We start from the raw sequence: 12,937 nt of genomic DNA, 5'->3' as shown, positions 1-12,937 counted from the left end.
TGAGAGCGGGTACGCCGTCACCTTCGGCCACGGCGCCTGAGTGGCGGCTAAATAGCGGCTAAGTGGCGGCGCCATGGGTCGACAAGTGCCAGTCCAGCGAACCGCTGGCGCGCGAAAACAGCTCCTCGCCGCCGGCCGGGGTGCCGCGCAGGCGCTGTTTGATGTCCTTGGCCGCCAGGTGGTACAGCGCGCCGCTGTCGGCCTGGAACGGCATGGTGCGCACCAGCGTGTCGCCGGCCACCATGTGCAGGCCGCAACGGGCATGGCCGGCCGCTTCGGCCCGCAACGCCGCCACCCGCGCGCTGCGCTCGACCAGCAGCTTGTACTGGGTCTGGCCGGCCTGCAGGTCCTGGGTCAGCTTGCCCAGCGTTTGCACTTCGGTCGCCACGGCGGTGGCGATCTTGCGCAGGTGCTGGCCCTGCTCGGGAGTGAGCGTGAGTTCCTGGGTGCGCAGCTTGGCCGCCAGCGCCAGGTAGCGCCGCACGTCCGGCTGCTGCGAAATGGCGTCTATCTCCGCCTGCAACGCCTCGTTGGAGGCCGCGAAGGCGGCGCTGCGCGCACGCAGGTCGGCCAGCTCCTGGTCGAACTGGCTCACGTCGCGCACCAGCACATAGATCACCATCTCGGTACGCTTGCGCGGGCCGCAGCTTTCGATTTCCACGTTACGGCCGGCGATGGCGCAGCCCTCGGCCACGCCGATGCGCACCTCGTCGGCCACGATCTCACAGTTGGAGGCCTCGCCCACTTCCACGCTGGTGCCGGCCAGCACGCAGTTCTCAGCCCGGCCCAGCACCAGTTTGCCGGCCCGCGTCTGCAGCACGGCGCCCGAGGCCACGCCCTTGACGTGGATGTCGCCGGCCGCGTTGTGCACGTTGCCGCCCACCAGGTTGCGGTCCAGCAGCACCAGCCCGCCCTTGGAGTGGATATTGCCATACACGTCGCCGTGCACGGTGATGTCGCTGCCGTGCACTTCGCGCAGCTCCTGCACGTCGCCGAATTCCTCGTAGCCGCCGGCCAGCTCCAGGTTGCCCGTGGTGCGGCCGCTCACGCCCTCCTTGCTGACGATCTTGTCGGTGATGGCGATGCGGTGCGACTTGGGGTCGACACTGAGGAAGCCCTCCTTGGTCGAGACCAGGTATTCGCCGTCGTCCTGCTGCACCACGGCCGTGCCGTCGCCGGCCAGATGGCGCAGCTCCAGGTCCTTGGGCGCATCCGGGGCGCTGGGCATGCCGCCCAGGTCGTAGCCGGGCAGGCCGGGCACGCACGGCAGCTTTTTCAGCAGCCGCATGTCCTGCTTGATCTGGGGGAAGCGGTTCTGGAAGCTGTGCAGGTCGACCGTGCCGTCCGCGCGCGCGCGCGGCGCGTCGCTGCGGTGGATGTCCTGCGACACCTCGACCACCACCGCATCCTGCCCCGGCGCCGGTTCCAGTTCGCGCGCCACGGTGATGCGTTCACTCTTGCCGGTGCCGATGGCATGGGCCACGGCCGCCACGTCCACCCCGAAACGCACGCCCTTGAGCCACAGGTCGGCCACGAATTCGTCCACATCCAGTTTCGCCTGGCGCTCGGGCAGCACGGTGCCGTCGGGCAGCTCCTCGGCGTCCAGGTAGATGGGGGCGAAGAAGTACTCGGCATAGCCATGCCCCATCTTCACCGTCTTATATAGCGCCTGGCGCTCGGGCGTGAACGATGCCACCGCGTTGGCCACCCGCAGCAGCGGCGGCTGGCCGGGCAAAGGGGGCGGCAGCGCCGGTCCCACGTCGTACAGGGCCTTCATCAGGGCGCCATAATCGAGGCCGGAGAAATAGCAGTGCGACATGAACAGCTGGTTAACGGCGGCCACCCGCAGCGGCGCCGGCACGGCCAGGTCGGCGTACACGCCGTCGGCGCGCTGGATCAGGCCGGCGGGCAGCGCGCCCGCCGGCGCGCTCGCTGCCAGTGGCGGCGCTGCCTGGGTAACTTCTGGGACCACGGTATTCCTCCAGCCTGACGGTCCGCATCAACGGACCCACGACGGCGCAGTGCAATGGAAAACGGAAAATGGGACAGGCGCAACGACGCGAACGCCATTGCGCCTGATAAATTAATATTACACCCAAGTCAAGCTGGGGCCAAAAACTTTACGTGGTGAAAGTCGAAAACCGAGACAGGTTTTGTGCAAAATCAACGGTGCGGCGGATTGGCGTAAATATCCTGCCCCACTTCATTGATCTGGCGCCGCAAATCGCGCCGTTCGTCGGGCGTCAGGCGCCCGGCGCGGCGGTCGGCGTTATGGCCATTCTCCTGGAGCAGGCGGCGCTGCTCCTCGGCGCGGCCTTCAAAGGAGCGCGGATCGAACTGGCGGGGCTCGGCCTGGCGCGGATCAATCTGGCGCTGCTGCATGCGCTCGGCGCGCAGCATCTCGCGCATCGGCTGGACGGGACGGGCCTCGTCGTGGCGGCCATTGTCGCCGGGACCGGCGATGGCGCTCGAGGCACCCAGCAGGCCGCAGCAGACGGCTAGTGCGCTGACGGAGGATCGAACGCAAAAACTTGCGCTAGCTGCCGCGTAATGTGTTTTGTGATCGATGTGCATGCTGTTCCTCATCCCTGATACTGGCCCTGGCGGACACGTGGTACGCATCCATGACCGCAGTGTATGATGCTTTATCAGGCGCGGTAAGACCAAATGGGTAAAGTTTGTAACAGTTTGTAATGCCCTGCTGCAAACATTTTCGTGCGTCAAATATGACGTTACCATAGCAACATAAATATGACAAATTTGGCAGGATCATGAACACAAACGCAACGGAATCGAACAACACCCCGGCCAACCAGCATGGCCACCAGGCCAAGATTATGGTAGTGGACGACGACGTCCGCCTGCGCGACCTGCTGCGCCGCTACCTGACAGAACAGGGCTTCAACGTCTTCACGGCCGAAAACGCGACCGCGATGAACAAGCTGTGGCTGCGCGAGCGCTACGACCTGCTGGTGCTGGACCTGATGCTGCCCGGCGAGGACGGGCTGTCGATCTGCCGCCGCCTGCGCGGCGCCGGCGACCAGACCCCGATCATCATGCTGACGGCCAAGGGCGAGGACGTGGACCGCATCGTCGGCCTGGAAATGGGCGCCGACGATTACCTGCCCAAGCCCTTCAACCCGCGCGAACTGGTGGCCCGCATCGGCGCCGTGCTGCGCCGCAAGGGCCCGGACGAGATTCCGGGCGCGCCGTCGGAAACCCCGCAGACCTTCGAGTTCGGCCAGTTCGTGCTGGACCTGGGCACCCGCACGCTGAAGAAGAACGGCGAGACGGTGCCGCTGACGACGGGCGAATTCTCCGTGCTGAAGGTGTTCGCGCGCCACGCGCGCCAGCCGCTGTCGCGCGAAAAGCTGATGGAACTGGCGCGCGGACGCGAATACGAAGTGTTCGACCGCAGCCTGGACGTGCAGATCTCGCGCCTGCGCAAGCTGATCGAGCCCGATCCTTCGAGCCCGCTGTACATCCAGACCGTATGGGGCCTGGGCTACGTGTTCATTCCGGAGGGCCAGCCCCGCTGATGCGGGCAGGCGCGCATGAAGCTGTCCGCAACACTCCCGCTCCGCTACCTGTTCAATTTCAGCTGGCTCAAAAGTGGCCTGTTCTGGCGCACCTTCGTGCTGCTGGGCGCCCTGACGACGATGAGCATGTCGGCCTGGGTCGGCATGATCAGCATCGTCCAGCACGAGCCGCAAGTGCAGCAGATCTCGGCCCAGGTGATCTCGGTGGTCACCATCACCCACGCCGCCCTCACCCACTCGGCGCCCGAACTGCGGCGCGAGCTGCTGTTCGACCTGGTGTCGAACGAGGGCATCCGCGTGTTCCCGCTGGAGGAGGACGACAAGGTCGCGCCGCCGCCCGACAACGCGCTGATGCCCGACATCGCCGCGCTGGTCCGGGCCAAGCTGGGCGCCGACACCCGCTTCTCGTCCGAGGTGAACGGCGTGGCCGGCTTCTGGGTCAGCTTCAAGATCGACGATGACCAGTACTGGCTGATGCTGGAACGGAACCGCATCCGCGGCCTGACCGGCATCCAGTGGCTGGGCTGGGCCAGCGTGGTGTCCATGCTGTCGCTGCTGGGCGCTGCCCTCATTTCCAGCCTGATCAACCGTCCGCTGGCGCGCCTGACGGCCGCCACCCGCGCCTTCGCCCAAGGCAAGCGCCCAGCCCGGCTGCCGGAAAAAGGGCCGCGTGAAATCCGCGAGGCCAACCGCAGCTTCAACCAGATGGTGGACGAATTGCAGCAGGTCGAATCGGACCGCGCCGTGATCCTGGCCGGCATCTCGCACGACCTGCGCACGCCGCTGGCGCGCATGCAACTGGAAGTGGAAATGGCCAACCTGTCGCCCGAAGCGCGCGACGGCATCCAGTCCGATATCGGCCAGATGGACGCCATCATCGGCCAGTTCCTCGACTATGCCAAGCCGACGGAGGCGTCGAGCTTCATCAACGTCGACATCAGCGCGCTGCTGCAGGACACGGTGCGCGAAGCGGAACGCCTGCCCGACGTGCGCATGCACGCCGAGATCACGGAGCGGGCCCACGTGATGGGCAACGCCACCGACCTGCGGCGCGTGATCAACAACCTGATCGAGAACGCACGCCGCTACGGCAAGACGGCCGGCACCGACATCACCGAGATCGACGTACGCTGCAGCCTCAAAGGCATGCACCTGGCCAAGCGCGTGGTGATCGAAGTGGCCGACCACGGCAGCGGCGTACCGGACGACCAGATCGAGAACCTGCTCAAACCCTTCACCCGGCTCGACGCGGCGCGCGGCCAGGCCAACGGCGCCGGCCTGGGACTGGCCATCGTGGAACGCGTGCTGCAGCGCCACGGCGCCGAACTGCACGTGCGCAACCGCGATGGCGGCGGCCTGGAATTCCAGATCACCATGCGCGCGATCGCCTGATCGCCGATGCCGCCGTTATCGCTGTCTTTGTCGTCTTTGTCGTCCTTGCGATGCGTGCGGGCCATGGTGCCCGCCGCCTCCGGGCCCAGCCTCTGGCTCAGCGTCGCCGCGTACGCGGCAGCCGCCGCGGCCACCGCAGGCACCGCAACCGCAACAGCCGCGCCAGCCCCACCACCGCCCGCCACCCGTCCGGCCAGTGCTGCCGAGCAGCGCTCCTTCGACCAGTTCCTGCGTCAGTACGACCCGGCGCCGGGCGCCAGCCCATCCCGATTGATGGTGGAGCGGCCCGGCGGCACCGGCCCCTGGCAGCTGAGCGCCACCATGGAAACCCCGCCCCGGCTGGCCATGCCCGGCGTCTGCCAGATGGAACGCAGCGTATTCCGCCACGTGCCGCGCGCGCCGGACGGCCAGCCCTGGCGCGCCGACGGCCTGGCCCTGCCCTATGTATGGCTGGCCGTGGGCGACCCGTGCGTGGCGCCGGCGCGGCCCGTGCGGCTGCTGCAAGCCATGCCGCCGGAACTGGTGCTGCAACTGTTGAAGGAAAATGCCGCGCTGTTGAACCGGGCCCGCCTGCTATTCGCCGGCAATACCCAGTGTGCGCGGCTGCGCGCGCTGCCGTTCGCGCTGGAGGCGCTGGGCAAAGGCGCGCGCACGAACGGTGCCCCCACCATCTATACGCTGCTGTTCCGCAGCGAACGGGGCGACCTCGCCCAGGTGGACGCCCGCTACAGCCGCGCCGAACTGACGGCGTGGAACGTCAGCTGCCCGATACCGTAGGGACACAGGCGCTCCGCACCCGCGCCGCGTTCACTCAGCCGCGCACGGCAGTCCCTTCCAGCAAGCGCGACAACAGCAACTCCGTGGAACCGTAGCCGTACAGCGAATCGGCCTCCATCCCCTGCGTATCGTAGGGGACGGATTCCTCGCGCTCGGAACGGCTGGGGTCCTGGTCGGAATAGGTCACGCGCCAGGCGCGGCGCAGCGCGTCGGCGCGGCGCAGGTAGGCCGGCATCGGCCACTGGGCGGGATTCCAGTTGGGCATCTGGCCCAGCACCGGCCAGCGCCCGCTGGCCAGCGCCATGTCGCCCACGCGCAGCACGCGCAAGGCATCCCCAGCCCGCAGGCGGGTCAATGGTTCAAACGGCGGCAGGTGCACGTGGCGCGGCCCGAACAGGTAGGCCAGCATGATGCGGCTCGACGGCGCCAGCCGCGCCACCAGTCCGCAGCCGTAGCCGCCCTCCAGCAGCGGCACCGCGAACCAGCTCCCTTCGTGATAAGGCTGCTTCATTGAATCCTCGTCAATCAAAACCGCAGTGTAGCGATGGCGCGACGAAGGCGGCGCACGCCACCGGCCGGGAAAACATGGCTTTATGTTACACTGCTGCCTCGCTAGGGGTCCTGGAACGCTGTTCCGGGTGAGAGATACCCTCCGTACCTGATCTGGATAATGCCAGCGAAGGAAAGCGCAAAGTGCTTCCCCTCCTTTGACAGCTCCCACGCTGGTTCCAGTCCGACAAGCATCGAACAACCAGCGCCGCGCCACGCCGCGCATCAGAGAGCATCAAAGAGCCCACCATGTCCACACCCAATTTCACCGTTTCCGCCCTGACGCTGGCGGTCCTGCAAACGCTGTCCGGCGCCGCCCTGGCCGACAATGACCAGGCCATTCCTGAAGTGATCGTCAGCGGCGCCCGCGTCGCGCCCGGCCACGCCTCCGTGGCCGGCTTCAGCGACATGCCGCTGATGCAGACCCCGGCCGCCGTCACCGTGCTGACTTCGCAGCAGATGCTTGACCGCGACATCCGCAGCACCACCGACGCGGCCCGCTACGAGGCTGGCCTGAGCGACGCCTACAACGCCGTCGGCTACTCGGAGCAGTTCTCGATCCGCGGCTTCAAGCTCGATAACGCCACCAGCTACCGCAAGGATGGCATGGCCATCTCCGGCGACACCCAGATCCCGCTGGAGAACAAGGAGCGGCTGGAAGTGCTCAAGGGCCTGTCCGGCCTGCAAGGCGGCGCCTCGGCGCCGGGCGGCATGATCAACTACGTCGTCAAGCGCCCCACCAGCAGCACGCTGCGTTCGTTCGTGCTGGAAGAGCGCGAGCGCGGCACCGTGTACGGCGCCGTGGACCTGGGCGGCCGCTTCGAGGACAGCCGCTTCGGCTACCGCTTCAATGCCGCCGCCGAGCGCCTGCGCTCCTACATCAAGGGCGCGGACGGCAACCGCAAGTTCATCTCGGGCGCCATCGACTGGCAAGTCTCGCCGCAAGCCCTGCTGCGCCTGGACGCCGACTACCAGACCAAATCGCAGGTCTCGGCGCCCGGCTTCCAGTTGCTGGAGAACGTCTCGCTGCCCAACATCGCAGCCGACAACATGCTCAACAACCAGCCGTGGAGCCGTCCCGTCTACACCACCAGCAGCAACCTGGGCCTGAGCTTCGACTACCAGCTGGCGCAAGACTGGCACGCCACCGTGCGCGCCAACCAGCACCAGTTCAAGCGCGACGACTACACGGCCTTCCCGTATGGCTGCACGGCCGAGCAGCTGTACCCCGGCTTCTGCGGCAACGGCGACTACGACGTGTACGACTACATCAGCCTGGGCGAGAAGAAGTCGCCGCTGAACGTGCAGGCGCTGCTGCAAGGCAGCCTGGCCACGGGCGCCGTGCGCCACGCGCTCACCGTGGGCGCCACCTGGTTCCGCAACAGCGAGAAATGGGGCGACTACGTGTATGACTACGCCGGCGCCAGCAACATCTACCATCCCGTGGTGGTGCCGCCCGTGGACCGCAGCAGCGGCCCCGTGTCCGAACGCCGCCGCAGCAGCGAGAGCGCCGTGCTGGCCCAGGACATCGCCAGCCTGACCGACAAGCTGGCCCTGCACGCAGGCGCCCGCTACGCCAAACTCAAACGCGACGAAGTGGTCGACACCACGCTGCCGGCCGTCCACACCGACAAGGGCTTCTGGCTGCCCAACGTGGCGCTGGTCTACAGCCCCGCCGCCAACCTGTCCGTGTACGGCTCGTACGCCCAGGGCCTGCAATACGGCAGCGTGGCGCCGATCGGCACCAGCAACGCCCAGCAGGCGCTGGACGCCGGCAAATCCAAACAGTTTGAAACCGGCGTGAAAGCGGCGCTGGCGCCGGATCTGAACCTGACGGCCACCCTGTTCCAGATCCGCCAGGGCCTGGAATACATCGACGCATCCAACACCTGGGTACGCAACGGCCAGGACCAGCACCGCGGCATCGAGTTCACGCTGGACGGCAAAGTCTCGAAGGAGCTGGCCATGGGCGTCTCGGCCACGGCCCTGCACACGCTGGCCAGCGACACCGGCCGCGCCGACATGGACGGCAAGCGCGTCACCAACGTGCCGGCCTTCAAATCCAGCGTCTACGCCGACTACGCCGTGCCGCAGGTGCGCGGCCTGAACCTGAACGCCAACTGGCAGTACGCGGGCAAGAAAGCCTTCGATCCGGCCAACACCGTGATGGTGCCGGCCTACCACGTGGTCAACCTGGGCGCCGCCTACGCCACCCGCGTGGCTGGCACCGCCACCACCTTCCGCGCCCACATCGACAACGCGTTCGACCGCTTCTACTGGCGTGACGTGACCCCGGACCTGGGCGGCTACCTGTTCCCCGGCGCCAAGCGCACGTTCCGCGTGTCGGCCCAGTTCGACCTGTAAGGACGACAGCCGCCGCGCCGGCAAGGCATGGCGCGGCGGCTGGACGAATCAGAAGATGTATTGCAGGCGCATGGTGAAGCTCTTCGCCGCGCGCCCGCTGTTGCGGCCAATCAGATAGGCCGCCTCGTATTTGAGTTCCCGCCTGCCGATGTCGCGGCTGCCGAAGATGGCCGGCCCCGCGCGGTGCGACTGCTGGTTCAACGGCAGCCAGTCATTCCACTTCCCCACTTCCCCGAACGCCTGCAGGCCGGGCTGGAACCAGCTTTTCCAGCGGTGCTTGACCTGCAACTGGTACGCCATCTCCATCGGCCCGCCATCCTCGGTGCGGTAGTCGCGCTGGAAGAACACGTTGGCATTGAACTGGGTGCGGCCGATTTCCGTCTGCAGCACGGGGCCGATCTCCAGCGCATAGCCTTCGCTGCGCTCGCGCGGGCGCTCGATCTTGGTGTGGATGGCCAGGTCAAACGGATATTGGCCCTGGGTCAGCAGGTAGTCGTTCTGCCACGCCAGCTCCGAGTACACGGCCCCGCCGCCGTTGAATTTGATCCAGGTGCCGTACAGCTCCGTGTACCAGCGCGAGGTGACGCCGTAACCGATGCCGATCTCCGGCGCAGCCACGGTATGCCCGTTGTAATGGGCGTTCCAGTATTTGTAATCGACGGATGCCTGGCCTTCCACATCGTAGGCGGTGACCATGTAATAGCCGGTGTCGGCCACGGCAAGGCCGGGCAACAGGGCGGCAAGCGCGATGCATTTTTTCATGAGGATGGCGATCGGCGAGTGGCGGATGGCCCAATTTAGCGTGCCGTCCGCGCGAATGCAACGAAAAAGACCTGCGCCGTATCAGCAGCCTAACACTTCGTCCACTTGCGCCAGCCGCTGTTCCAGGCCGCCCTGCACCATCGTGTAAGGAATGGCGCGCCGCGCCAGCTCCTCCAGCAGCAAATCCTGGACGATGCGGCTGACCTGTTCACATTCACGGTGCAAGCCATCGGCCACCCAGGGAATGTCGGGTGCCATCACCAGCGTGCGGTGGTAGCGGTGCTGGTCGACCAGTTGTTCCAGCTGGGCGTCGATGCCGCCGAAATAATGGCGGCTGTAGACGGCCGTCATCAGCGGCGTCGTATCGCAGAACAGCAAGGCACGGGCATGGGCGGCGGCCGCGTCCTCGCGCTCGACCTGGGTGCGGGCGATCGGGTACTGGTCCTCCGCCACCGGCACGCGGCCATGGGTGTCGACGAACTCGCGCAGGTATTCCGGCACCCACAACGTGCCGTGGCGCTGCGCCAGCGCGGCGGCCAGCGTGGACTTGCCGGATGACGCCGTGCCCAGGATGGCGATACGCAGCGGCCAGGCCGACGCGCTCATTTGAACACCATGCCGGGCTGCGACGGCTTGCCGTCGGCGCCGCCCTCGCCGCCGTCGTCCTCGGCCACCCGGTTCCAGGCCAGCAGGCCCGCCACCGCCATGGCCACGAAGGCGCCGTACAGCACGGCCGTCAGCATCAGGTGCTTGTGGACATAGAGCGCCACGTACAGCACATCAACGATAATCCAGACGTGCCAGTTCTCGACTTTTTTGCGCGACAACAGCAACTGGCCCACCAGGCTGCCCGCCGTCAGGAAGCCGTCCGCGCGCGGCACGTCGGTGTCCGTGTAGTTGCGCAGGAACCAGGCCAGCAGCAAAAAGCCGATCAGCCAGCCAACCGCGCTGGCCACGCGCCCGCGCGCATCCAGGCGTGTGACGGGCAGCTGCGCGTGGCGGTCGTCGCCATGCAGCCACTGATACCAGCCCCACACGGAGACGGCGATGAACACCAGTTGCAGCCCCATGTCGCCATACAGGCTGGAGCCGAAGAACACCATGCCGTAGGTGGCCGAGGAAATGATGGAGAACAGCCAGGCCCAATGGGTCTGGCGGATATTGAGCCACACGGTGATCACCGACAGGACGAAGGAAATCAGCTCCAGCGGCGTGGTGACAAAGCCCAGCAGGACCAGGATATCGTTCATCGGATGGAAAGGCGGCGGGCGGAAAATGGAAGGGAAAGATTATAGACCATTGCGCAGTAACGGGGACGACTGCGGGGACGACTGCGGGGATAGCGGCGGGGGCGGCGCCGCGCCGCCCCCGCCGGATTGCCGCTTACTGCTTCGGATACTTGATGTGCATTTCCTGCAGCAGGTTGTCGGCGTGGTCGACTTCCTTCATCACCCACAGCATGTAGCGGATATCCATGTGGATGGCGCGCGTGATGTCGCGGTCGAAGTACCAGTCCTTGGTGATCGATTCATAGGTCGAATCGAAATTCAGGCCGATCAGTTCTCCACGACGGTTCATCACGGCCGAGCCGGAATTGCCGCCCGTGGTGTCGGCGCTGGTCAGGAAGTCCACCGGCACCGTGCCCAGCACGGGGTCCTTGAACTGGCCGTAGCGCTTGGCCTTGATCGCCTCCAGCAGCTTGGCCGGCGCGTTGAACGGCTCCTTGCCCGTGTGCTTCTCGACGATGCCCTCGACAGTGGTGAACGGCCCCTTGGTCACGCCATCCTTCGGCGAATACGGCGACACCGTGCCATAGGTCACGCGCAAGGTCGAATTGGCGTCCGGGTAGACCGGCTTGCCCTGCGACTGCTTCCACGCGATCACGGCCTGCATGTACTGCGGGATCACCCGTTCCAGGTTGCCGTCCACTTCCTTGCGGCGGTCTTCCAGCGCCGTCACCACGTCATTGAGCTTGACGGCCAGCTTGAGGAAGGCGTCGTCCGAGGCGGCGACGGCCGCCGCATCCTTGCCCAGCCAGCCCAGGCGGGTGGCCGTGTCGCCCAGTTGCGAGTGCTGGTACAGGGACGGCACGGCATCCACGGCCGGCAGCAGCGCATCCACGCCCTGCGCGTGCATGGCGGCGGGCAGGCGCGCGTAACGCTGCAAGGCGGCCACGTAGCGGGCCTGGTCCACGGCGCCCACGTACGATTGCTCCAGCCGCGTCAGGCGCGCCTTGATGAAGGTCAGGTCGCGCTGCTGGTAGCCCGGTTCGCGCCCGGCGTCCGGCTTGCGGCCTTCCAGCGCCAGCCGGTACAGGGTGCGCGCACTTTTCAGCAGGTCGCTGTTGGTGGCCACGTACAGGCCGAATTCCTCGTTGCTGAGGGCGATGTCGGCGGCGATGGCCGCGTCCAGCTCGGCCAGCAGCGTCTTCGATACCTTGGGCTGGGCCGCGTACCACGCGCGGAACTGGGCATCCTGCACGTCCTTGATGGCGGCGATGTCCTTGCGCGCGAAGCCATCCAGCAAGCCCTGGGTCTTCTTCAGCACGTTGTTGAGGCCCTTGGCCACGCTGGCGTAGCGCACCTCGTCGGCGGCGCTGCCCTTGGTGGCAGCCGCGATCACGTCCAGGTCGGCCTGGAGCTCGGCCACCTTGGCCGGATAGGCCACGTCGCGCGCGTCGCGGATCTCGGACGGCAGCTTGTAGCGGCTGGTGCGGCCCGGATAGCCGGCCAGCAGGATGGGATCGCCGTTCTTCAAGCCTTCGGCCGACACCACCAGGAAGTCCTTGGAGTGGTACGGCACGTTGTCGGGCGACGGATCGGCCGGACGGCCATCCTTGCCCACGTAGGCGCGCAGGAAGGAATAGTCGCCGTCATGGCGCGGCCATTCGTAGTTGTCGATGTCGCCGCCGAAATTGCCGATCATGTCGGCCGGCGCGTACACCAGGCGCACGTCGCGGATCATCATCTGGCGGATGCGGTAGTACTCCAGCCCGCGGTGGAAGGCAGGGACCGAGCAGCGGTACATCTTGTCCGTCTCGCATTCTGCGATCAGGGTCTTGATGGCCGCTTCCACCGCCTCGTGGCGCTGGCGGCCGTTCATGTCCGGCTTGACGGCGCCCAGCACGCGCGCGCTCACGTTCTCCACCTTGTCCGTCACGTACACCAGCGTGTTCGGGCCGCCCGGCAGTTCCTCGGCGCGGGTTTTGGCCAGGTAGCCGTTGGCGATGTAGTTGTGCTCGGGCGTGGAATTGCGCTGGATCGCGCCATACGCGCAGTGGTGGTTGGTGACCACCAGCCCCGCGTCGGATACGAACGAGGCCGAGCAGCCGCCCAGCGACACGATGGCGCTCATCGGATGGCGCGACAGGTCGGCCAGCTTTTCGGCCGGGATCTCGATCCCGATCCGCTTCAACTCGGTTTTCAACTGCGGCAGCTGGTGCGGCTGCCATTGTCCTTCATCGGCGTGGGTCGTGCCCGCGCATAGCAGGACGGCCGGGATAACTAATTTTTTGAACAAGATCTGCCCCCTGAAAGTAAATGCAGCGGGAGTAT

General features: G+C 66.6%; 11 protein-coding genes and 1 riboswitch. Of the genes, 5 read left to right on the top strand and 6 right to left on the bottom strand.

Annotated elements, in window-relative coordinates:
* Window positions 1–58 precede the first annotated feature (58 nt).
* Window positions 59–1,972: a flagellar assembly protein A gene (locus H3H37_RS12345; protein WP_311197472.1), complete on the bottom strand. Its 1,914-nt coding sequence runs from the start codon at window positions 1,970–1,972 to the stop codon at window positions 59–61.
* A 152-nt stretch (window positions 1,973–2,124) separates the two neighbouring features.
* On the opposite strand from H3H37_RS12345, the gene H3H37_RS26240 reads away from it, so the two are divergent.
* The 4 genes from H3H37_RS26240 (at window position 2,125) to H3H37_RS12325 (ending at window position 5,708) form a co-directional block, all read left to right on the top strand.
* Window positions 2,125–2,502 (top strand): hypothetical protein, encoded by a 378-nt coding sequence (locus H3H37_RS26240; protein ID WP_182162829.1) that lies wholly within the window; start codon window positions 2,125–2,127, stop codon window positions 2,500–2,502.
* A gap of 269 nt (window positions 2,503–2,771) precedes the next feature.
* Window positions 2,772–3,539, top strand: a complete 768-nt coding sequence (ompR, locus tag H3H37_RS12335) for an osmolarity response regulator transcription factor OmpR (protein ID WP_182162827.1) — start codon at window positions 2,772–2,774, stop codon at window positions 3,537–3,539.
* 15 nt (window positions 3,540–3,554) lie between these two features.
* The gene (locus H3H37_RS12330; protein WP_182162825.1) at window positions 3,555–4,931 is read left to right on the top strand and encodes a sensor histidine kinase family protein; all 1,377 of its coding nucleotides are present in this window, start codon (window positions 3,555–3,557) and stop codon (window positions 4,929–4,931) included.
* Window positions 4,932–4,994: 63 nt separating this feature from the next.
* Window positions 4,995–5,708 carry a hypothetical protein gene (locus tag H3H37_RS12325; protein WP_182162823.1) on the top strand — a complete coding sequence of 238 codons (714 nt, stop codon included), beginning with the start codon at window positions 4,995–4,997 and terminating at the stop codon, window positions 5,706–5,708.
* A 34-nt stretch (window positions 5,709–5,742) separates the two neighbouring features.
* Here the strand turns inward: H3H37_RS12325 and H3H37_RS12320 are convergent, their stop codons facing one another.
* Window positions 5,743–6,219, bottom strand: a complete 477-nt coding sequence (locus H3H37_RS12320; RefSeq protein WP_182162821.1) for an Imm26 family immunity protein — start codon at window positions 6,217–6,219, stop codon at window positions 5,743–5,745.
* 93 nt (window positions 6,220–6,312) lie between these two features.
* Window positions 6,313–6,410, top strand: a riboswitch (TPP riboswitch).
* Window positions 6,411–6,506: 96 nt separating this feature from the next.
* Between H3H37_RS12320 and H3H37_RS12315 the strand changes: the two genes are divergently transcribed.
* Entirely contained in the window at window positions 6,507–8,621 is a 2,115-nt protein-coding gene (locus tag H3H37_RS12315) for a TonB-dependent siderophore receptor (RefSeq protein WP_182162819.1), read from the top strand.
* A 48-nt stretch (window positions 8,622–8,669) separates the two neighbouring features.
* Here H3H37_RS12315 and H3H37_RS12310 read toward each other — a convergent pair whose 3' ends face one another.
* The 4 genes from H3H37_RS12310 to H3H37_RS12295 all read right to left on the bottom strand — a co-directional run bounded on the left by H3H37_RS12310 (window position 8,670) and on the right by H3H37_RS12295 (window position 12,902).
* The gene (locus tag H3H37_RS12310; protein WP_182162817.1) at window positions 8,670–9,383 is read right to left on the bottom strand and encodes a hypothetical protein; all 714 of its coding nucleotides are present in this window, start codon (window positions 9,381–9,383) and stop codon (window positions 8,670–8,672) included.
* Between the two features lie 81 nt (window positions 9,384–9,464).
* Entirely contained in the window at window positions 9,465–9,989 is a 525-nt protein-coding gene (locus tag H3H37_RS12305; protein WP_182162815.1) for an AAA family ATPase, read from the bottom strand.
* The gene (pnuC, locus tag H3H37_RS12300) at window positions 9,986–10,633 is read right to left on the bottom strand and encodes a nicotinamide riboside transporter PnuC (protein WP_182162813.1); all 648 of its coding nucleotides are present in this window, start codon (window positions 10,631–10,633) and stop codon (window positions 9,986–9,988) included. The genes H3H37_RS12305 and pnuC overlap by 4 nt, the downstream gene beginning before the upstream one ends.
* A gap of 133 nt (window positions 10,634–10,766) precedes the next feature.
* Window positions 10,767–12,902 carry a S46 family peptidase gene (locus tag H3H37_RS12295; RefSeq protein WP_182162811.1) on the bottom strand — a complete coding sequence of 712 codons (2,136 nt, stop codon included), beginning with the start codon at window positions 12,900–12,902 and terminating at the stop codon, window positions 10,767–10,769.
* Between the last annotated feature and the right edge of the window lie 35 nt (window positions 12,903–12,937).

The organism is Rugamonas brunnea (assembly GCF_014042345.1).
In the GTDB taxonomy this organism is placed as follows: Bacteria; Pseudomonadota; Gammaproteobacteria; order Burkholderiales; family Burkholderiaceae_D; genus Rugamonas; species Rugamonas brunnea.
Note: the sequence above shows the minus strand (reverse complement) of the source record. Positions and strands in the feature narration are given on the sequence as shown.

Bases quoted from the DNA above. Each gene is read 5' to 3' on its own strand.
- H3H37_RS12305 (WP_182162815.1), bottom strand. From the start codon at position 9,989: ATGAGCGCGTCGGCCTGGCCGCTGCGTATCGCCATCCTGGGCACGGCG.
- H3H37_RS12330 (WP_182162825.1), top strand. From the start codon at position 3,555: ATGAAGCTGTCCGCAACACTCCCGCTCCGCTACCTGTTCAATTTCAGC.
- H3H37_RS12325 (WP_182162823.1), top strand. From the start codon at position 4,995: ATGGTGCCCGCCGCCTCCGGGCCCAGCCTCTGGCTCAGCGTCGCCGCG.
- H3H37_RS12320 (WP_182162821.1), bottom strand. From the start codon at position 6,219: ATGAAGCAGCCTTATCACGAAGGGAGCTGGTTCGCGGTGCCGCTGCTG.
- H3H37_RS12315 (WP_182162819.1), top strand. From the start codon at position 6,507: ATGTCCACACCCAATTTCACCGTTTCCGCCCTGACGCTGGCGGTCCTG.
- pnuC (WP_182162813.1), bottom strand. From the start codon at position 10,633: ATGAACGATATCCTGGTCCTGCTGGGCTTTGTCACCACGCCGCTGGAG.
- H3H37_RS12310 (WP_182162817.1), bottom strand. From the start codon at position 9,383: ATGAAAAAATGCATCGCGCTTGCCGCCCTGTTGCCCGGCCTTGCCGTG.
- ompR (WP_182162827.1), top strand. From the start codon at position 2,772: ATGAACACAAACGCAACGGAATCGAACAACACCCCGGCCAACCAGCAT.